Here is a 20,934-nt window from a genome sequence, read left to right as displayed (position 1 = left end):
GGTGGGCAGCAGTCACCATGGACTACTGCTTGAACGCCCCACTGAACGAGTTATCGATAATGCCCTTGGTATCGAACGCCTTGGGCAGCGCACCGGTCTGCACCAGAAAATCGGCAGTGCCTTGATAATCCCTGGCTGACTGTTCGTCCACCGGGCCGACGGTCATGTTGGCCTGGCCGATCCAGTGGCGTGACACGGCCGGGTCGAGGTTGGCCTTTTTTGCCCACTGGTCAGCGTAGGTCTGCTTGTTGGCTTCGACCCAGGCGCGGGCTTTGTGCAGGCGGCCGAGGAAGTCGGCAATGGCTTCACGCTTGGGCTCGATGCTGTCGGCATTGGCCGCGATGCTCGACAGGCCGGGCATCAGGTCACGGGCAGTGATGATCGGCCTGGCGCCTGAGAACACTACCTGCTGTGAGATATAGGGCTCCCAGACCGGGAAGGCGTCGATGCTGCCCCGTGGAAAGGCGGCTGCCGCGTCAATCGGCATCAGTTTGACAAACTCCACGTAGTCATGGGGCAGGCCGGCTTTATCGAGGGCGCGAAGGGTCAGTTGTTGACTCCAGGCACCCGGCCAGTAGGCGACTTTCTTGCCCTTGAGGTCTTCAATGGTCTTGATCGGCGAGTCCTTGCCCACCAGCAGGGCGATGGTGTCCGGGTTCTGCCGGGATACTCCGATCAACTTGACCGGTGCGCCTTTGGCGGCCAGAAACAAAAAGCCCGAGTCGCCCAGAAAACCCAGGTCCAGGGCACCCACCTCCAGGCCTTCGGCCACCGGCGCGGCGGACTGGAAGTGTTTCCATTGCACCTTGTAAGGTGCGCCTTCCAGTACCCCGGAGGCTTCCACAGAGGCGCGCACGTTGTAGTAGTTCTGATCGCCAATGCGCAGCACCGTGGTGTCGGCGGCATGGGCGAGCGGGGTGATGATCGCCAGCGCCGCAAGGCTGCGGCGCAGTACACGAGGCAGTTTCATAGGTCAGGTTTCCTTAGCCGACCTTGCGCGGTTGCAAGGTGGCAATATGTTCACGGATCGCCGGGATCAGGCCCCGACCGTAGAGTTCGGCATCGTCCAGCGGATCGAAACCGCGAATCAGAAAGGTGCTCGCCCCATGCTCCCAGTAGCGGCCCAGCGACGCGGCGACCTGTTCAGGCGTGCCGACCAGCGCGGTGGAGTTCCACTGCGCACCGGTCAACCGCGCAACGCCGGTCCATAAGCGCTCATCGAGCACCTCGCCGCGCTGGGCCGCGGCCAGCAGGCGCTGGGATCCGGTGTTGCCTGGCGCATGGCCGTGCAGCGGCAGGCCGAGGCGTTCGCGGTTATCGCGGATGCGTTCGAGAATCTCGGCGGCGCGTTTCCACGCGGCCTCTTCAGTGTCGGCGACGATGGGCCGGAACGACACCGAGATCCGCGGCTGGCGGCCACTGGCCCGAGTGGCCCGGCGCAGGTGCTGCACGTGTTCGGCAAAATCGGCCAATGGCTCGCCCCACAGCATGTAAGTGTCGGCGTGCCGGGCGGCCACTTGCAGCGCGGCCGGGGACGAGCCGCTGAAGTAGATCGGGATGTGCGGCTTCTGCCTGGGCCGCACGTTGGGCAACGCGCCCTTGAAGTGATAGAACTCACCCTGATGGTCCACCGGACCTTGCGCAGTCCAGATCGCCTTGAGCGCTTGCAGGTATTCGTCGGTGCGCGCATAGCGTTGATCGTGATTCAGCCAATCGCCATCGCGCTGCTGGTCGACGTCGCTGCCGCCGCTGATCACATTAAGTGACAGGCGGCCGTTGCTGAACTGGTCAAGGGTCGCCAGTTGCCGGGCGGCCAGTGGCGGGGCGATCACGCCGGGACGGTAGGCCAGCAGGATACCCAGACGCTCCGTGGCCGCCGCAATGAACGAACTGACCACTGCGCCTTCGGCACCGTTGGAGAAATAGCCCACCAACGCCTTGTCGAAGCCGGCTTGTTCATGAGCCTGGGCGAAGCGACGCACGAAGTCGGCGTCTACTGCGTCGCCCAGCGGCTGGTCCACCTCGGCACTGGGGGTTGCGGTGATCATGCCGATGATTTCCACGCTCATGAAAACTCCTTCGCTGTTTGCCAGGATATGGTCGTCTGTTATAAGCAAGGCGATGCAGCCTGCCTGATGCTTATAAGAATATTGGCGAGTCTGTGCGAAGGGAAATTCGTTTTTGATATAAGCTAATATTTTAAAAATGCATCAAAACCAATATTTAAGATGCAATAAGTAAATTTTAAGCGGGGTCATCATGCGTGGCCGTCATGCATGAGCAGGCCTACTTGTCCCGGTATAGCGTACAGGCACGCACTGGTAGGTAAAATTCTCAGCAGGAACAAAGACTTATAAATTTAGATATCAAAATAGTGGCACTGGGCGAAAGATCATTGCCTCTTGAACTTTATCTCTGCTGGTATGCAGCTATTCTCCAGCCTGACCCCGCTTCAATCTCACCTGGAACCAAGGTCGCTCTCAATAGCCGGTATTTTAGGAGTCTGCGATGCGCCTGCACTCGATTCGTGTTCAGATGATTTTGCCCATAGCGCTGCTGGCCCTGATTATGGTGGGCTTACTGCTGTTCATGTTTCTCATGACCCAGGTGCAGCAGGATGCAATGCGCCGTCAGGCGGAGACCTATTTCGAGTCGGTGGCGGTGGTGCTCAACGCTGATCGGGATATCTATCAGGCACTGATCGCGCAAGAGCGGCTGATGGCTGGCGAGGGCAAGGTCGCCGACAACCAGCGCGAATTCACTGAAAACGCCCAGCAGGTGTTTGATCGGTTCCAGAAGTTTCGCGGTTTCATGGCCGATGAACCTCAGGTGCTGGCCCCCTTCGTCAATTTCGACTCGTTGTATCGTGAGTGGCTGGACGCCAGCACCTCATTGAATGCCTCGGCCGAAGCGGGACGCTCGCTGGCCAACACCTTGCAAGAGCAGGACAGCCAGTTTCAGATCATCCGCGATATGCTTGACCAGGCCGGCGAGCGCTTGCGTGAGCATACCAGCCAGCGCAAGGCTGAAGCGGATGGCAGTGCTGACTTGCAGCAGTATGTCGAAGCGCTCTCGGAAGTTCTCAATGCCGACCGTGATGTCTATCAGGCGCGGCTGGCGCTGCAGAAAATGGCCGCAGGCTCCGGCGATGTGGCCGAAAATCGCGCTTTTTTCGAAGAGAATGTCGAGCAGGCGCTGCAGCGTTTCCATAACTACCGCAGTTACCTGATCCGCGAGCCTGAGCTGGTCGCGCCGTCAGCGCAATTCGATCTGCTTTTCAATCAATGGGTGCAAGCCAGCCGGGCGATGTTCGACTCGCCGCCAGCGCGCACCCAGGCCAGCGTGCCGCAGGCCAGAATCATTGCCGATCAGCGCTTTGCCGCCATTCGAGAGGTGCTGAACAAGGCCGGTGAGTCCGTGACCGCCCACGCCCGCCAGCAGAAAGAGGCGGTTCGCAAGCAGGTTGCCAGCTATGAGCACATTGCGATTGTGATCATTGCCCTGGCCTTCGGCGTGGCCTTGTTGATCGGCTATTACATGCCGTTGATGCTGACCCGCAAGGTCAAGCATGTGACGCGGCGGATCCGGGAAATCGCTGAAGGCGATGGCGACCTGACCCAGCGCATCAATTCGGGCTCGCGTGACGAACTCGGTGATCTGGCCAGGGAGTTCGACGGCTTTGTCGAGCACTTGCGCGCAATCATCCGCGCCATCCAGAGCCAGTCAGTCACGCTGGGTGGCATGACCGGCGAGCTCAATACCGTTTCCGACCAGGCCGGGCGGATCAGTGAAGGGCTGGTGAGCGCGTCCGACTCGATGGTCAGCGCCGGCAACCAGATGAACGTCTCCAACCAGCAGATGGCCGATCTGGCCAAGGGCACCGCCGATGAGGCCAGCCACTCCAGCCAGTTGACCCATCAGGGCGGCACGGCGGTGAGTCTTTCCAATAGCGCCATTGAACGCCTGGTGGTCGATATCGAACTGGCTCTGGAGCGCTCAGTGGATCTGGAGCAGAGCTCGGCGGCCATCACCTCGGTGCTGGAAGTGATCCGTACCATCGCCGAGCAGACCAACCTGCTGGCGCTCAATGCCGCCATCGAGGCGGCCCGGGCCGGCGAGCAGGGCCGCGGCTTTGCCGTGGTGGCCGATGAAGTGCGGACCCTGGCGACCCGTACCCAGGACAGCACCCGTGAGATCGAGACCATGATCGAGCGGCTGCGCCAAAGTGTCAGCGAGTCGAGCACGGCGATTCGCAACAGCCGCAGCAACGCGCGTAACACGGTGGAGCATATCAATCAGGTCAGCACGATTTTCAGCTCCCTCAACACCTCGTTCGACCGGGTTCAGGAGATGGCGGCGCAGACTGCGCTGGCCACCGATGAGCAGGCCAAGGTTTCCCATCACATCAGCGAGAACCTGACCTCACTCAGAGAACAGACTGACGGTGTGCGCGGCATGTCCAATCAGGTGCATAGCCAGTCCAGGCAGATTTCCGCGCTTTACCAGGAACTCAGCCGCCAGGTAGACAGCTTCAAGGTCTGAGCCGCATTGATTACACCTGGTCGCGCCGGTGCACCTGCTGCCCGGCCGACCAGGTTTCGCGCACCACCCGGTCATCGCCCAGGGTCATGAGCACAAACAGAATCTCTTCAATAGTGCGCGTCTGTTGCAAACGCTGGCTGAGCAACGGCGTGGCGTGATAATCGAGGACCACGAAGTCAGCTTCATTGCCGGGCTTGAGGCTACCGATCCGGTCGTCCAGGCGCAGCGCGCGGGCGCCGCCCAGGGTGGCGAGGTACAGCGACTTGAACGGGTGCAGCTTTGCACCTTGCAACTGCATTACCTTGTAGGCCTCGTTGAGGGTCTGCAGGATCGAAAAGCTGGTGCCTGCGCCAACATCGGTACCCAGCCCCACCCGAACCCGATGCCGTTCGGCCATCGGCAGGTTGAACAGGCCGCTGCCCAGAAACAGGTTCGAGGTCGGGCAAAAGGCGATGGCCGACCCGGTTTGCGCCAGCCGTGCGCACTCGGCATCACACAGGTGTACCCCATGGGCAAACACCGAGCGCTCGCCGAGCAACTGATAATGGTCATAAACATCCAGGTAGCCGCTGCGCTGTGGGTACAGCGCCTTGACCCAGTCGATTTCCTGAAGGTTTTCACTGAGGTGGGTTTGCAGGTACAGACCGGGGTATTCCTGTAACAGGCGTCCGGCCATGGCCAGTTGTTCAGGGGAACTGGTCGGCGCGAAGCGTGGCGTCACCGCATAACTGAGGCGGCCCTTGCCGTGCCAGCGCTCGATCAGCGTCTTGCTGTCGGCGTAGGCTGACGCCACCGTGTCTGTCAGATCGTCGGGGGCATTGCGGTCCATCATCACCTTACCGGCGATCATCCGCAGGTTATGCTGCTCGGCGGCCCGGAAAAATGCCTCGACCGACTCACGGTGCACGCTGCCGAACACCATCGCAGTCGTGGTGCCGTTACGCAGCAGCTCATCAATGAATGACTGCGCAGCCGTGGCGGCATGGTGCGGGTCGGCAAATTGCCGCTCGCACGGGAAGGTGTAGGTGTTCAGCCAGTCCAGCAGTTGTTCGCCATAGGCGCCGATCATTGCGGCCTGGGGCAAATGAATATGGGTGTCGATAAAACCAGGCGTGATCAGTGCATCGCGGTGCTCGATCACGCTGACCTCGCTGCCCAGCGTCGGCAGCAGGTCGCCAGCCTCGCCCACGGCGCTGATATGCCCGTCCTCGACCAGCAGCAGGCCGTCGGCGAAATACTGGTAACTGGCCTCAATACCGACCTGGGCAGGATCCTCGATGCTGTGCAGCAAAGCCCCGCGGTGAGCAGTGCGATGGGCTGAAGCAGGACTCATGAATACCTCTTGCAAGACCGGATGATAAATACAGGTTACAGGACGCCGGTTCGACGTGTTTGCAGCGCTGGAGTTTCCGGATGTTTTGCTCATCCATGTTTGTGCGCTTGAGATACACTGCGCCGCCATGTGTAGCGCGGAATCTGAAGGAATTACATGATGTTCAAGGCGCCGGACAGTCTGGCAGAGCAAATTGCCCAACATTTGGCCGAGCGGATCATCCGTGGCGAGCTTAAACCCGGCGAGCGTATCCAGGAGCAGAAAGTCACCCAGGCGCTGAATGTCAGCCGCGGCTCGGTACGTGAAGCACTGCTGGTGCTGCAGCGCCGGCACCTGGTGGTGATCCTGCCGCGCCGTGGCGCCCAGGTCACGGCGCTCAACGCCCACCATGTGACCAGCCTGTGCAAGCTGATGAGCGAGCTGTACATCCTGCTGGCCATCGCGGTGTCCGAGCGCTGGCAAACGGAAAGTGACCTGCATGGGTTTCTGGCCATCCAGCAGCGCCTGACCGCCAGTTTCGAGCGTCAGGACGTCCAGGCCTTTGTCGATGACAGCTTCAGCATCATGCGCGCGGCGTTTCCGTTCGCCGACAACCCGTACCTGCAAGAAACCATCGAGAACCTGCAGCCGTCGATGAGCCGCAACTATTACCTGGCCCTGGAGCAGCGCAAGGCCGAAATGGGCGATTTCCTGGTGCTGTTCGCGCAATTGCTGCAGGCGGTGATTGATCGCGAGCCGGCGCGCATCCGCAGCGTGCTCGCCGAATACGGCCAGCGCAATTGCCAGCTGGTGCTGGCTGCTTTGACGGCAGCCTGACCCCATGCGCCTCAAATGCATCAAGCTGGCGGGGTTCAAATCCTTCGTCGACCCTACCACGGTGAACTTCCCCAGCAACATGGCGGCGGTGGTCGGGCCCAACGGTTGCGGCAAATCCAACATCATCGACGCGGTACGCTGGGTGATGGGCGAGAGTTCAGCGAAAAACCTGCGCGGCGAGTCGATGACCGACGTCATCTTCAATGGCTCGACCAGCCGCAAGCCGGTCAGCCAGGCCAGTATCGAGCTGGTGTTCGATAACTCGGCCGGCACCCTGGTCGGTGAATACGCCGCTTACGCGGAAATCTCGATTCGCCGCAAGGTGACCCGCGAAAGCCAGAACACTTATTACCTCAACGGCGTCAAATGCCGCCGCAAGGACATCACCGACATCTTCCTGGGCACCGGTCTGGGGCCGCGCAGTTACTCGATCATCGAACAAGGCATGATCTCCAAGCTGATCGAAGCCAAGCCTGAAGAACTGCGTAACTTTATCGAAGAAGCCGCCGGCATTTCCAAGTACAAGGAGCGCCGCCGCGAGACCGAAAGCCGTATTCGCCGCACCCAGGAAAACCTGGAGCGCCTGACCGACCTGCGCGAAGAACTCGAACGCCAGATCGAGCGTCTGCACCGTCAGGCCCAGGCGGCCGAAAAGTACCAGCAGTACAAGGCCGAGGAGCGTCAGCTCAAGGCGCAACTGTCGGCCCTGCGCTGGCAGGCACTCAACGATCAGGTTCGCCAGCGCGAGTCGGTGATCGGCGACCAGGAGGTGGCTTTCGAGGCGCTGGTGGCTGAGCAGCGTAACGCTGACGCCGGGATCGAGCGGCTGCGTGACGGCCATCACGAGCTGTCAGAGCGTTTCAATCTGGTGCAGGGCCGCTTCTATTCGGTGGGCGGCGACATTGCCCGGGTCGAGCAGAGCATTCAGCACGGCCAGCAACGCCTGCGCCAGTTGCAGGACGACCTGCGCGAGGCCGAACGGGCGCGGCAAGAGACTGAATCGCACCTGGGCCATGACACCACCTTGCTGGCGACCCTGAACGAAGAGCTGGAAATGCTCGAACCCGAACAGGAAATGACCGCCGCCGCTGCCGAAGAGTCGGCCGTGGCGCTGGAAGACGCCGAAGCCGCCATGCATGGCTGGCAAGAGCAATGGGACCAGTTCAACCAGCAGTCCGCCGAGCCACAGCGCCACGCCCAGGTGCAGCAGGCGCGCATTCAACAACTGGAGCAGGCCCTGGAACGGCTGGCCGAGCGCCAGCGGCGGCTGGCAGAAGAGTTGCAATTGCTCGCAGCCGACCCTGAAGACGCGGCGATCCAGGCGCTGGACGAAGAGTTGGCGACCCGCCAATTGACCCTTGAAGACCTGCACATGAGCGAGGAGCAGGTCGTCGAGCAACTGGAAAGCGTGCGTGCAACGCTGCAGCGCAGCACCCACGACCAGCAGCAGGCGCAAGGCGAACTGCAGCGGCTGCACGGTCGCCTGGCTTCGCTGGAGGCCCTGCAACAGGCTGCGCTGGACCCCGATAGCGGGACCGCCGAGTGGCTGCGTGATCAGCAGTTGAGCCAGCGGCCACGATTGGCTGAAGGGCTGAGCGTCGAATCAGGCTGGGAGCTGGCGGTCGAAACCGTGCTGGGCGCCGATTTGCAGGCGGTGCTGGTCGATGATTTCGCTGGGCTGGATCTGGCCGGTTTCAGCCAGGGCGACCTGCGGCTGGTCAGCCCGGCCGGTGACGCGGCGCGGCTGCCGGGAAGCCTGCTGGATAAAGTCAGCAGCGATACTGACCTGTCGGCCTGGCTGGGCCAAGTGCTGCCAGTGCAGGATCTTGACGAAGCGCTGGCCAAACGTAGCGCCCTGAGCAGCGGGCAAAGCCTGATCAGCCGTGATGGCTATTGGGTAGGCCGGGACTTTCTCCGGGTTCGACGGGTCAGCGAGGCGCAGAGCGGGGTGTTGGCCCGTGGTCAGGAAATCCAGCAGTTGCAGCTCGAGCGTGACGAGCGTGAAGCGGCGCTGGCTGAGCTTGACGAGCGTCTGCAGGGGTTGCGTGAGCAGCAGACTCAGCACGAACAGCAGCGGGAGGAGCTGCGCCGCAAGTTACAGGACGAAAACCGCCAGCAGGGCGAGCTCAAGGCACGCCTGTCGGCAGCCAAAGCCAAGGCCGAGCAACTGACCCTGCGCCGCGTGCGGCTTGAAGAGGAACTGGCCGAACTGGCCGAGCAACGCAGCCTGGAGCATGAAAACCTCGGTGAGTCGCGCCTGCAATTGCAGGAAGCGCTCGACAGCATGGCGCTGGACACCGAGCAGCGTGAAGTGCTGCAAGAGCGCCGCGACAGCCTGCGCGAGCGGCTCGACCGGGTGCGCCAGGAGGCGCGCCAGCACAAGGACCGCAGCCATCAGTTGGCGGTGCGCCTCGGCTCGCTCAAGGCCCAGCACAACTCCACTCATCAGGCCCTGGAGCGGCTGCGCATGCAGTCCGAGCGCCTCAGCGAACGCCGCGAGCAACTGAGCCTGAACCTGGAGGAGGGCGCGGCGCCGCTGGAAGAGTTACGCATGAAGCTCGAAGAGCTGCTGGAGCGGCGCATGGTCGTCGATGACGAAATGCGCACCGCCAAAAATGCCCTGGAAGATGCCGACCGCGAATTGCGCGAGGTCGAGAAACGCCGCAGTCAGGCCGAGCAACAGGCACAGCTGTTGCGCGGGCAACTGGAGCAGCAGCGCATGGACTGGCAGTCGCTGACCGTACGGCGCACCGCCTTGCGCGATCAACTGCACGAGGACGGTTATGATCTCGATGGGGTGCTGGCCACCCTGTCGGCCGATGCCGACGAGCGTCAGGCCGAGCAAGAGCTGGAAAACATCGCCGCACGCATCCAGCGCCTGGGGGCGATCAACCTGGCGGCCATTGATGAATACCAGCAGCAGTCTGAGCGTAAGCGTTACCTGGATGCCCAGGACGCCGATCTGGTCGAAGCTCTGGACACGCTGGAGAACGTGATCCGCAAGATCGACAAGGAAACCCGCAACCGTTTCAAGGACACCTTCGATCAGATCAACAGCGGCGTGCAGACGCTTTTTCCAAAAGTTTTCGGTGGCGGCTCGGCTTATTTGGAACTGACGGGCGAAGATTTACTCGATACAGGGGTGACAATCATGGCGCGCCCCCCAGGCAAGAAGAACAGCACCATTCATTTGTTGTCCGGTGGCGAGAAAGCCCTGACTGCTTTGTCTCTGGTGTTTTCGATATTCCAGCTCAATCCGGCGCCGTTCTGCATGCTCGACGAAGTCGATGCGCCGCTGGACGACGCCAACGTGGGCCGCTATGCACGTCTCGTGAAAGAAATGTCACAAACCGTGCAATTCATCTACATCACCCACAACAAGATTGCCATGGAAATGGCTGATCAATTGATGGGGGTCACCATGCACGAACCCGGATGTTCGCGCTTGGTGGCGGTGGATGTCGAGGAAGCCATGGCCATGGTGGACGCCTGATTGCGGGCCGCCATGGCGGCAAGTATGGCTTTTTGATAGGGCGGTTGTGCGCCAGATAACGGTTCAGGACACAACAGGTGATACAGACGGTGTTAAGTTACCGAAGGTCGTGCTAGTTTAATGACCACTTTTTTATTTCAGCGTGGGCAAAATGCCAGTTAGAACATAGACTTGGCTCCACGTTTTAAAGGGGTTTAACCCCCTGGTTTTCGAATTTCTCATTTGAGGCACTGGATTACATGGAAATCGGTCTGCGTGAGTGGCTGATCGTCATCGGCATTATCGTCATCGCCGGCATTCTCTTCGACGGCTGGCGCCGTATGCGCGGCGGCAAGGGTAAATTGAAATTCAGGCTTGACCGCAGCTACTCCAACCTGCCGGATGACGACGAAGCCACGTCGCCTGAGCTGTTGGGCCCCTCCCGGGTGCTGGAGTCGCAAAAAGAACCGGAGCTCGACGAGCATGACCTGCCATCGATGAGCGCCGAAACGCGCGAGCCGCGTCGGCGCTACAACGACAAGAAGCCGCGCAAGGACGAGCCGCAGGCGGGCGACCTTGAGCTGGACGACGAAACCCCCAGCTTCTCGGCCCGTGATCGTGAGCGTGACCGCGAAGAAGTGCTGGTCGCGGAAGAAAAACCGGCCTCACGCACCTCGTCCGGCTATGGCAATGTTTCTGACGACAAAGAGCAGACACCGCTGGAAGAAGTTCTGGTGATCAGCGTGATTTCCCGCGACGAAAGCGGCTTCAAGGGCCCGGCACTGCTGCAGAACATCCTGGAAAGCGGCCTGCGTTTCGGTGAAATGGACATTTTTCACCGCCACGAAAGCATGGCTGGCAACGGCGAAGTGCTGTTTTCCATGGCTAACGCGATCAAGCCGGGTGTGTTCGATCTGGACGACATCGACCATTTCAGCACCCGTGCGGTGAGCTTTTTCCTGGGGCTGCCAGGTCCGCGTCATCCCAAGCAGGCGTTTGACGTGATGGTTGCGGCGGCGCGCAAGCTGGCCCATGAGCTTAACGGTGAACTCAAGGACGATCAGCGCAGCGTGCTGACCGCCCAGACCATCGAACATTATCGCCAGCGCATCGTCGAATTCGAGCGCCGTGCACTGACCCAGCGCCGCTGAGCGAGGCGGGCGCGGCATGCAGGCCCGCCCGTGTTTCACCCTTGCGTACTGAGCAGCCCCGGCTGCTCTTTTGCTTTTTGAGATTGAGAGAACACTTCCCATGAAGGCAGTCGAGACCCGAATCCTGGAACTGCGTGCAGAGCTGGATCAGCACAACTACCGCTATCACGTGCTGGACGAGCCGAGCATCCCGGACGCCGAATACGACCGACTGTTTCATGAACTCAAGGCGCTGGAGGCCGACCACCCGCATCTGGTGACCCCGGATTCGCCCACCCAGCGGGTCGGCAGTGCTGCCCTGAGCGCGTTCAGCCAGGTCCGTCATGAGCTGCCGATGCTCAGCCTGGGCAATGCCTTTGAAGAAACCGACCTGCTGGACTTCAACCGGCGGGTCGCCGAAGGGCTGGATTTGCCGGCCGGCGATCTGTTTGGTGGCGGCGCCAAGGTGCAGTACAGCTGCGAACCCAAGCTCGATGGTCTGGCGGTCAGCCTGCTGTACCGTGATGGTGCACTGGTGCGCGGCGCGACCCGTGGGGACGGCACGACCGGTGAAGACATCAGTGTCAACGTACGGACCATTCGCAACGTGCCGCTCAAGTTGCACGGCACGGGCTGGCCTGAGCTGCTTGAAGTGCGCGGTGAAGTGTTCATGTCCAAGGCCGGTTTCGAAAAACTCAATGCCAGCCAGGCAGAAGTGGGTGGCAAGACCTTTGCCAACCCGCGTAACGCGGCGGCTGGCAGCCTGCGGCAGCTGGATTCGAAGATCACTGCCAGTCGTCCGCTGGAGTTCTGCTGTTATGGGCTGGGCCAGGTCACTGCAGATATTTCCGACACGCATGTAGGTGTACTTGAGCAACTTAAAACCTGGGGGTTGCCGGTCAGCCGCGAATTGAAACTGGCTGATGGCGTTGAGCAATGTCTTGAGTACTACCGTGATATCGGCGAGCGGCGTTTAACCCTGCCCTATGAAATCGACGGCGTGGTATTCAAGGTCAATAACCTGGGTTATCAGCGTGAACTTGGCTTTCGTGCCCGTGAACCGCGCTGGGCCATTGCTCACAAATTTCCGGCCCTCGAAGAGCTGACCGAACTGCTGGATGTGGAATTTCAGGTCGGCCGCACCGGCGCAGTCACGCCTGTAGCACGCCTCAAGCCGGTCAAGGTGGCAGGGGTCACGGTGTCCAACGCCACGCTGCACAACATGGATGAAGTGGCCCGTCTGGGGGTGATGATTGGCGACACCGTGATTATCCGCCGGGCCGGTGACGTGATTCCGCAGGTGGTACAAGTGGTCACCGAGCGGCGCCCCGAGGACGCCCGGCCGGTCGCAGTGCCAGAAGCCTGCCCGGTGTGTGGCTCGCATGTCGAGCGCACCCAGCTGGTCAAGCGCAGCAAGGGCAAGGAAACCCTCAGTGAAGGCGCGGTGTATCGCTGTATTGGCCGTCTGGCCTGCGGTGCACAGCTCAAACAGGCCATCATCCATTACGTATCGCGCCGCGCCATGGATATCGACGGGCTGGGCGACAAGACCATCGAGCAACTGGTCGATGAAAAACTCATCGGCTCGCCAGCGGACCTGTACGCACTCAAGTACGAGCAGATCATCGATCTGGAAGGCTTTGCCGAGGTGTCGACCAACAAGCTGCTCAAGGCCATTGACGACAGCCGGCAGCCGCCGCTGGCCCGCTTTATCTACGCGTTGGGCATCCCGGATGTCGGTGAAGAGACCGCCAAGGTTCTGGCCCGCTCGCTGGGCGCGCTGGCGCGGGTCAGGCAGGCCTTGCCACAAGTGCTCACCTACCTGCCGGACATCGGCCTGGAAGTGGCCCACGAGATCCACAACTTCTTCGAAGACCAGCACAACCGCAACGTCATCGACGCCTTACTGGGCGAGCGGGGCCTGAAGCTGCAGGACGAAGGCGAACTGAGCGCGGACTTCGCCGCCAGTGCGACCCTGGGCAGCCTGCTCGACAAGCTGCACATCCCGTTTGTAGGGCCGGGCGGTGCGCAGAAGCTGGCCGAGCGTTTCGGCTCGCTGGACGGCGTGCTGCAGGCCGACTGGCTGGACATGCGCCAGGCTTTGCCAGAGAAACAGGCCAACTCGGTGCGTGAGTTCTTTGCCAATCAAGACAACGTTAAACGCGCCCAAGAGATCGAAGCCCAGCTCAAGGACTTCGGCATGCACTGGCAAAGCGAAAAGAAAGTGGCCGAAGGCTTGCCGCTGGCCGGTCAGACCTGGGTGCTGACCGGCACGCTGGAGCGCATGAGCCGCGATATCGCCAAAGACAAACTGGAAAGCCTCGGTGCCAAGGTCTCAGGCTCCGTGTCGGGCAAGACCCACACCGTCGTCGCCGGCCCCGGTGCCGGCTCCAAGCTGACCAAGGCCAATGAGCTGGGGGTCAAGGTGCTGGATGAAGATGCTTTCGTCGAGTTTCTGGCCGGGCAGGGCATCAGCGTCTGACGCGGCATGGCTTTTTGCGGCGCTCATGCTGCCTCTGCGGGAGCGAATGGGGCGCTGTATCGTTAAACCTGTTGTGGCAGTTGCCGCTAAACCAGGCAGCGAATAAACGGAACCCCTGTAAACACCCATGATCTAGTCATGCAGGCCTACAGGGGAATCCGCCATGTTCCAGTTCTTCGAGCAGTTGAGTTCGCGCATCGCCGCGCCGTTCATCGGTGAAACCCGGCGCAATAGCAAAGTCTGGCAGTGCCGTTGCGGCCAGTCGGTGTTTTTCCCCAATACCCAATGCCTGGCCTGCGAAGCCGCGCTTGGCTGGCTGCCGGAGCAGGGCCGGGTCGTGGCGCTGGAACCGGCCGGTGAAGCCGGTAGCTGGCGGGTTGCGGATGAGGCGGGCGAGGGTGTTTATCGGCGCTGCGCCAACCTGGCAACGCCGGCGGCCTGCAACTGGCTGCTGCCGGTACATGATGCCGGTGACTTCTGTGTGGCCTGCAGCCTCAATCGCACCATCCCTGACATGAGCATCCCGGAAAATCATGAGCGCTGGCGCAAGGTCGAGACCGCCAAGCGGCGCTTGGTGGCGCAGCTGATCGGCCTGGGCCTGAAGGTCATCCCCAAGAGCGTGGATGAACAGCGCGGTCTGGCCTTCGACTTCATCGGCATCGACCTGGAGGGCCGCAAGCCCACCACTGGCCACGCCAACGGTTTGATCACGCTGGATATCAAAGAGGCCGACGACGCTCACCGTGAGGCGGTGCGGGTGCAGATGCGCGAACCCTATCGGACCCTGCTCGGGCATTTTCGCCATGAAGTCGGCCACTACTACTGGGACCGGCTGATTGCCAATACTCACTGGCAAGCGCCGTTTCGCCAGTTGTTCGGCGACGAGCAAGCCAGCTACGCCGATGCGCTGGAGCGGCATTACCAGAATGGTGCACCTGCCGACTGGCAGGCCCGCTATGTCAGTGCCTACGCCACCATGCACCCTTGGGAAGACTGGGCCGAAACCTGGGCGCATTACCTGCACATGGTCGATGCGGTCGACACTGCACTGGGTTTTGGCATGAGCGCCCGTGACATGGAGCTGGACTACCAGCCATTCCCGCTCGACACCCTCTACCAGCCGCAGCACCCCGGCGGTCCTGCGTTCCTGGCCTTCGTCAACGCCTGGATCGAACTGGCCAGCATGCTTAACGAACTGTCGCGCAGCATGGGCCAACCGGACTTCTACCCCTTCGTCCTGACCCCGGCAGTGATCGCCAAGCTGCACTTTATCCACCTGGTGATCCAGGAGGCCGGCGGCAAGGCGGATGAGGTGGTACAGGTTTAGTGCTTGTTGAGGATGAAACGGGCTCCAGGGACGCCTATGTTGTAGGAGCGGCTTCAGCCGCGAAGATCCAAGTCCTTGACCCGATTAAATTTTTAATCGTAATCAGAGGTTGTATCTTGGCTCAGGACCGGTACAATGGCGCGGCTCGCTGATGGCGAGCTGCGTTATGGTGACCCCACCGGTCCCCCCGCAACGATTACCCGTTAACCTGGTCAGGTCCGGAAGGAAGCAGCCATAGCGGGAACATTGTGTGCCGGGGTGTGGCTGGTGGGGTTGCCACCTTTCTCAAGGCTTGTTCAAGCCGTCTTTGCTTAAAACAAATCTCAGGCCATTAGTACCGTCATCTCCGTCAATCGCGAGTATGTCTTCGGCCGGGCTTGTTGTCACGCCAATACGCCTCTTTCAGGCTCATAACCGGGTTATCATGCCGCCCAGTCCACCGCGAGCCTTTCTATATTCATGTTCACCATCACCCGTCTGGAAAACCCGCCGCCCGAGTCGATCAAGAACCAGATCATGCAGATGGTCGTCGATTACGTGACCGATATCGGCATGGCGGGCATCTTGCCCAGCAACCCCTTGTACCCGCTGTACCAGTACGGGGTCGGCTTTGAGGTCAACCGTTATCAGGAAGCCATGGACGGGTCGTTGGGGTTGTCGGTGGAGCTGGTACTGGCGCTGGACGCTGAAGATCCGGCCACGGTCGTCGGCTTTTTGCTGTATTTGCCTTATGAAGACGATCCCCAGGCTTGCGCGGTCGCCTATATGGCGGTGCTGGCCAGCCGGCGCCGGCAGGGTGTGGCGCGGGGCATGCTGGCGGCGATGCTGGCGCGTTATCCGCACGCCGAACTGGCCTGCTTTGCCAGCAAAGTGCCGTGCTTTGAGGCGCTGGGCTTTCAGGTGCTGGGCGCGCGCGGGCCGCAGGTGTTGATGAACAGCCACTCGCGCAGTTCCGATGGGCGGCTGGCGGTGCTGGATGTCGAGCCGATCTACCGCAGCGAGCAGGTGCAGCAGATCCACGCCTACCTGCTGAACCGTCATGGTCGGCGGGCGATGATCGATGCCGAGAAGAGCCGTGACCGCAACCTTGATCGCCTGGCGCGCCAGGCCGATGCATTGGTAGCCGAGCGGCTGGGCGAGGGCGCGTTGAATGCCGACCGGCGGCCGCTGCGCCTGGTTCAGGCGCCGGGTACGGACGTGTAACGCTCGATGATCTGCTGAATCTCTCCGGATTCGGTCATGTTCTGCAAGCTGTCCAGAATCTGCCTGACCGGCAGTGCCGGGTCGTTGCGTACCACGCAGGCGGTGGGCTGTTCGCTGATTACTGACACCACTTTCAGGCGCTGCGCGGCGGGCAGTTCACGGTTGATCCAGTTCATCGTCAGTTCGTTGCTCACTGCATAGTTATAGCGAGCGGCTACCAGTTTGCGCAGCACATGCTCCTGGTTGCGCGCATCTTCACGCACCAGATTGTGGCGGTCGAACAAGTGTTGCAGTTGCGGGTAGTTATAGCCCAGCACGGTGCCGACCACTTCGTTGTCGAACTGGTCCGGATAAGGGCCGACGGTGACCGGCGAGGCAAGCAGCAGGTCACGCTGGATCAGGATCGGCTGGCTCCAGAGAAAATCACCTTTCAAGGGTGTGATCCAGGCTTTGGCGGTGTAGCAGCGCACGTCGATTTCTGCGCTTTCCAGGGCGGCCTGGATGCGCAGGCGCGGCAACACATGAAATTCAGCCGGGCGCCCGACCTGCTGTGCCACGCGGGTCATGATATCGAACAGAATGCCGGAAGTAGGCTGATGTTCGTCGATCTCGGCCAGTGGCATCGACCAGCTTTCGGACACCGCAAACCGCAGCGCAGGCTCATTGGCCGTGCTGGCCTGGCTGACCAGCAATAACAGGCTCAGCAGAATGCGGTGCATGGAGCCTCGCGGGGATCAACGGATTGAATTGACGGCATCGGCAAAGATTCTGACAGTGTAGATCGGGCTCTGTTCGTACTCTCGCTGCTCAGGGTGGCCGAGAGCAGATGCAATTTTAGCCTTCCTCCATTAGCATTGGCGGTCTTTCTGCTACCAGTCGCGACGGATTTCAATGAGTTATCAGGTTCTTGCACGTAAATGGCGTCCGCGCTCGTTCCGCGAAATGGTCGGCCAGACCCATGTGCTCAAGGCCCTGATCAACGCTCTGGACAGTCAGCGGCTGCACCATGCTTATCTGTTTACCGGGACGCGCGGGGTGGGCAAGACCACCATCGCGCGGATCATTGCCAAGTGCCTGAACTGCGAAACCGGGATCACTTCAACCCCGTGCGGCAGTTGCTCGGTGTGCCAGGAAATCGACGAAGGGCGCTTTGTCGACCTGATCGAGATCGACGCCGCGAGCCGCACCAAGGTCGAAGACACCCGTGAACTGCTGGATAACGTGCAGTACGCACCGAGCCGCGGGCGCTTCAAGGTCTACCTGATCGACGAAGTGCACATGCTCTCCAGTCACTCGTTCAATGCCTTGCTCAAAACGCTGGAAGAGCCGCCGCCCTACGTCAAATTCATCCTGGCGACCACTGATCCGCAGAAGCTGCCGGCCACCATTCTGTCGCGCTGCCTGCAGTTTTCCCTGAAAAACATGACCCCGGAGCGGGTGGTCGAGCACTTGAGTCATGTGCTCGGTGCCGAGAACGTGCCGTTTGAAGAGGATGCCCTGTGGCTGCTGGGCCGCGCCGCCGACGGCTCGATGCGCGATGCCATGAGCCTCACCGACCAGGCGATTGCCTTCGGCGAGGGCAAGGTGTTGGCCGCTGACGTGCGGGCGATGCTCGGCACCCTGGACCATGGTCAGGTGTTCGACGTACTCGGTGCGTTGCTCGCAGGCGACGCCCGGGCGCTGCTTGAAGCCGTGCGCCACCTGGCCGAGCAAGGCCCTGACTGGAACGGCGTGCTGGCGGAAATGCTTAACGTGCTACACCGGGTGGCGATTGCCCAGGCGTTGCCTGAGGCGGTCGATAACGGCCATGGTGACCGCGACCGGGTATTGGCGCTGGCCCAGACCCTGCCCGGCGAAGACGTGCAGTTCTATTACCAGATGGGCCTGATCGGCCGCCGCGACCTGCCGTTGGCACCGGACCCGCGAGGTGGTTTCGAGATGGTCCTGCTGCGCATGCTGGCATTTCGTCCCGCCGACAGCAGCGATGCGCCGAGCCAGGCGTTAAAGCCAGTGGGGGTCAGCCAGGCCAAGGCTGATCCCCGCCCGACACCGGCCGCCGCGGTCAGTCCGGTCTCTGCCGCCACTCAACAGTCCGCGCCGGCACCGGCGCCCGCCATCGAGCCCGCCCGCCCGGCACCGCAGCCGGCCCAGCCGGCCATTGCCCGGCCTGAGTCCGCGGCTGCACCGGTGGTCGAGCCCGCGCCGGTTGTGGCGCCTGCGCCAGTTGCCGAGGCTGCCGAGGTCGTTGACCTGCCGTGGGAAGACTCGTCTGCCAGTGCCCAGCCAGTCCCGGCCACGCCGATCACTCCTGAGCCGGTGCTGGACACCGTCGCCGAGCCTCCCGCGCTGCCGTCGATGCCGGTGCCCACGCCGGCCAGTCCGGTGCCGGATGCGCCGCAAGTGGTCGAGCCTGAGGCCCTCGCGCAACGCAGTGCCGGTGCGCTCGAAGACATCCCCGACAGCGCCTACCTGTCGGCCCCGCAGCAGCGTGATGATGAGCCGCCGCAGGATGACGATTATGTCGAGCCGGATATCGATATCGACCCGGCCTCGTTCAGCTACCTGGACGAGCTGGCCCAGGATCATGTGCATGCCGATGAAGCCCCGGAGCCTGAGCCTGAACCGGCGGCGATGCCGGCCACCGGGCTTGCCGCGCAATGGCTGGAAATCTTTGCGCAATTGCCGATCTCTGGCCTGACCGGCAGTATTGCCGCCAACTGCACGCTGATCAGCGTCGAGGGCGACCGTTGGTTGCTGCATCTGGACCCTGGGCACGGCGCGCTGTTCAACTCGACCCAGCAGCGGCGCTTGAGTGAGGCGTTGAACCAGTACCACGGCAGTCCGATCCAATTGACTATCGAGCTGATCCGTCCGCAGCAGGAAACCCCGGCGCAAGCGGCGTCACGTCGGCGTGCCGAACGTCAGCGCCAGGCGGTGGCCTCGATCCACGCCGATCCGCTGATCCAGCAACTGATGCAGCAGTTTGGCGCGGTGGTGCGTGAAGATACGATCACTCCGGTGGACGCCGCGCAATGATTGACGGCACGCTGTCAGTGACGGTGTGCAAACCAAGTAACCCGCTATTTCGAGGAGATATCCCATGATGAAAGGTGGCATGGCTGGCCTGATGAAGCAGGCCCAGCAAATGCAGGAAAAAATGGCCAAGATGCAGGAAGAGCTGGCCAACGCGGAAGTCACCGGCCAGTCGGGCGCAGGCCTGGTCAGCGTGGTGATGACCGGCCGTCACGATGTCAAGCGCATCACGCTGGATGACAGCCTGATGCAGGAAGACAAGGAAGTGCTGGAAGACCTGATCGCCGCCGCCGTCAATGACGCGGTACGCAAGATCGAGCAGTCCAGTGCCGAAAAGACCGCCAGCATGACCGCTGGCATGCAGCTGCCACCAGGCATGAAGCTGCCGTTCTAACGGTCGCTCGCTGCTGTACACGATGCCAGGCTTGCCCTGGCATCGTGCTTTCTGGCCATTGTTGATCGAACATCAGGTGGCGAAGGTGGTCTGCTTTTTATACCCCCAATGCATTCAAGGAGAGGTCCCGATGACCCAAGAGCTGATCCTCAACCAACGTATTGTGCTGGCTTCGCGCCCGAAAGGCCGTCCGGTTCCGGAGAACTTTCGTCTGGAGCGTGAAGCACTGCCGGAGCTCAAGGGCAGCCAGGTGCAACTGCGCACTCTGTATCTGTCCCTCGACCCCTACATGCGTGGCCGGATGAGCGACGCGCCGTCCTACGCCGATCCGGTGGCGATTGATGCGGTGATGGAAGGTGGTGCGGTCAGTGTGGTTGAGCAGTCGCTGGACTCGCGGTTTCAGCCCGGTGACCTGGTGGTTGGCCAGACCGGCTGGCAGAGCCACAGCATCAGCGATGGTTCGGCCCTGATCAAGCTGCCTGCCGACTTGCCCAACCCGTCACTGGCGCTGGGTGTGCTCGGCATGCCAGGCATGACCGCTTACATGGGCCTGATGGACATCGGCAAACCTCAGGCCGGCGAAACCCTGGTGGTCGCGGCGGCGTCCGGCGCGGTCGGCTCGGTGGTCGGTCAGGTCGCCAAGCTGCATGGCCTGCGGGTGGTCGGTGTGGCCGGTGGCGCGGACAAATGCCGTTATGTGGTCCAGGAGCTGGGCTTTGATGCCTGCATCGACCACCGCAGCGAGAACTTTGCCAGTGAACTGGCCGAGGCCTGCCCCAAGGGCATCGATGTCTACTATGAGCTGGTGGGCGGCAAGGTCTTCGAAGCGGTGCTGCCGCTGCTCAACCCACGTGCGCGTATTCCGCTGTGCGGGGTGATTGCCCAGTACAACGCTCAGGGCGAATTTGCTGGCCCCGATCAGTTGCCATTGCTGATGCGTACGCTGCTGACCAAGCGCATCGTCATCGAAGGCTTCATCGTGTTCGAGAAATACGCCAGCCGTCGTCAGGAATTCATCGACGCCATGACCCCGCTGGTCACCAGCGGCAAGGTCAAGTTCCGCGAAGACGTGGTGCAGGGTCTGGAAGCTGCGCCAGAGGCGTTGATCGGCCTGCTGGAGGGGCGCAACTTTGGCAAACTGGTGGTCGAGGTTTCCCGGCTTTGATTGACGCTGACAGCAAGGCGCGGGTATAAACCGCGTC

General features: G+C 61.6%; 13 protein-coding genes, 1 other RNA gene and 2 pseudogenes. 12 read left to right on the top strand and 4 right to left on the bottom strand.

The genetic code is table 11. From position 1 onward, the window contains the following. Positions 1–22 precede the first annotated feature (22 nt). Both NRB16_RS22825 and NRB16_RS22820 read right to left on the bottom strand, forming a co-directional pair. Positions 23–970 carry an ABC transporter substrate-binding protein gene (locus tag NRB16_RS22825; protein ID WP_257107002.1) on the bottom strand — a complete coding sequence of 316 codons (948 nt, stop codon included), beginning with the start codon at positions 968–970 and terminating at the stop codon, positions 23–25. A 13-nt stretch (positions 971–983) separates the two neighbouring features. After that, a complete protein-coding gene (locus NRB16_RS22820) occupies positions 984–2,048 on the bottom strand; it encodes an LLM class flavin-dependent oxidoreductase (protein ID WP_257107010.1) in 1,065 nt (354 codons plus the stop codon). Between the two features lie 460 nt (positions 2,049–2,508). Between NRB16_RS22820 and NRB16_RS29850 the strand changes: the two are divergent. Beyond that, a pseudogene (locus NRB16_RS29850) lies at positions 2,509–3,687 on the top strand (HAMP domain-containing protein); the annotation flags it as partial. Between the two features lie 339 nt (positions 3,688–4,026). Further along, a pseudogene (locus NRB16_RS29845) lies at positions 4,027–4,542 on the top strand (methyl-accepting chemotaxis protein); the annotation flags it as partial. A gap of 10 nt (positions 4,543–4,552) precedes the next feature. Here NRB16_RS29845 and guaD read toward each other — a convergent pair. Continuing rightward, positions 4,553–5,875 carry a guanine deaminase gene (guaD, locus tag NRB16_RS22810; RefSeq protein ID WP_253140192.1) on the bottom strand — a complete coding sequence of 441 codons (1,323 nt, stop codon included), beginning with the start codon at positions 5,873–5,875 and terminating at the stop codon, positions 4,553–4,555. A 156-nt stretch (positions 5,876–6,031) separates the two neighbouring features. Here guaD and NRB16_RS22805 point away from each other — a divergent pair, with 156 nt between their 5' ends. From NRB16_RS22805 to NRB16_RS22775, 7 genes are all read left to right on the top strand, one after another. Continuing rightward, complete coding sequence (locus NRB16_RS22805) at positions 6,032–6,691, top strand: GntR family transcriptional regulator (RefSeq protein ID WP_045489817.1); 660 nt, start codon at positions 6,032–6,034, stop codon at positions 6,689–6,691. Between the two features lie 4 nt (positions 6,692–6,695). Next, on the top strand, positions 6,696–10,184 hold the full coding sequence (smc, locus tag NRB16_RS22800) for a chromosome segregation protein SMC (RefSeq protein ID WP_253140193.1): 3,489 nt from the start codon (positions 6,696–6,698) through the stop codon (positions 10,182–10,184). 239 nt (positions 10,185–10,423) lie between these two features. Continuing rightward, positions 10,424–11,314 (top strand): cell division protein ZipA, encoded by an 891-nt coding sequence (gene zipA, locus NRB16_RS22795; protein WP_045489821.1) that lies wholly within the window; start codon positions 10,424–10,426, stop codon positions 11,312–11,314. 100 nt (positions 11,315–11,414) lie between these two features. Then, positions 11,415–13,775 (top strand): NAD-dependent DNA ligase LigA, encoded by a 2,361-nt coding sequence (ligA, locus tag NRB16_RS22790; protein WP_257107000.1) that lies wholly within the window; start codon positions 11,415–11,417, stop codon positions 13,773–13,775. Between the two features lie 163 nt (positions 13,776–13,938). Then, positions 13,939–15,102, top strand: a complete 1,164-nt coding sequence (locus tag NRB16_RS22785) for a putative zinc-binding metallopeptidase (RefSeq protein ID WP_253110073.1) — start codon at positions 13,939–13,941, stop codon at positions 15,100–15,102. 176 nt (positions 15,103–15,278) lie between these two features. Continuing rightward, positions 15,279–15,375, top strand: an RNA gene (gene ffs / locus NRB16_RS22780) — signal recognition particle sRNA small type. A gap of 186 nt (positions 15,376–15,561) precedes the next feature. Beyond that, positions 15,562–16,305 (top strand): GNAT family N-acetyltransferase, encoded by a 744-nt coding sequence (locus NRB16_RS22775; protein ID WP_257106999.1) that lies wholly within the window; start codon positions 15,562–15,564, stop codon positions 16,303–16,305. On the opposite strand, the gene NRB16_RS22770 is transcribed toward NRB16_RS22775, so the two are convergent. Continuing rightward, positions 16,281–17,024: an ABC transporter substrate-binding protein gene (locus NRB16_RS22770; RefSeq protein WP_045489828.1), complete on the bottom strand. Its 744-nt coding sequence runs from the start codon at positions 17,022–17,024 to the stop codon at positions 16,281–16,283. The genes NRB16_RS22775 and NRB16_RS22770 overlap by 25 nt on opposite strands. Before the next feature lie 172 nt (positions 17,025–17,196). Between NRB16_RS22770 and dnaX the strand changes: the two genes are divergently transcribed. The 3 genes from dnaX to NRB16_RS22755 all read left to right on the top strand — a co-directional run bounded on the left by dnaX (position 17,197) and on the right by NRB16_RS22755 (position 20,897). Beyond that, positions 17,197–19,341: a DNA polymerase III subunit gamma/tau gene (gene dnaX / locus NRB16_RS22765; RefSeq protein ID WP_257106998.1), complete on the top strand. Its 2,145-nt coding sequence runs from the start codon at positions 17,197–17,199 to the stop codon at positions 19,339–19,341. Between the two features lie 64 nt (positions 19,342–19,405). Further along, positions 19,406–19,732, top strand: coding sequence for a YbaB/EbfC family nucleoid-associated protein (locus NRB16_RS22760; RefSeq protein ID WP_045489832.1), 327 nt, complete (start codon positions 19,406–19,408; stop codon positions 19,730–19,732). A gap of 130 nt (positions 19,733–19,862) precedes the next feature. After that, a complete protein-coding gene (locus tag NRB16_RS22755) occupies positions 19,863–20,897 on the top strand; it encodes an NADP-dependent oxidoreductase (protein ID WP_045489834.1) in 1,035 nt (344 codons plus the stop codon). The last annotated feature ends 37 nt before the right edge of the window (positions 20,898–20,934 follow it).

Source organism: Pseudomonas sp. LJDD11 (assembly GCF_024584215.1).
GTDB lineage: Bacteria > Pseudomonadota > Gammaproteobacteria > Pseudomonadales > Pseudomonadaceae > Aquipseudomonas.
The sequence above is the reverse complement of the archived record's forward strand: the minus strand, read 5'-3'. Positions and strand labels throughout refer to the sequence as shown.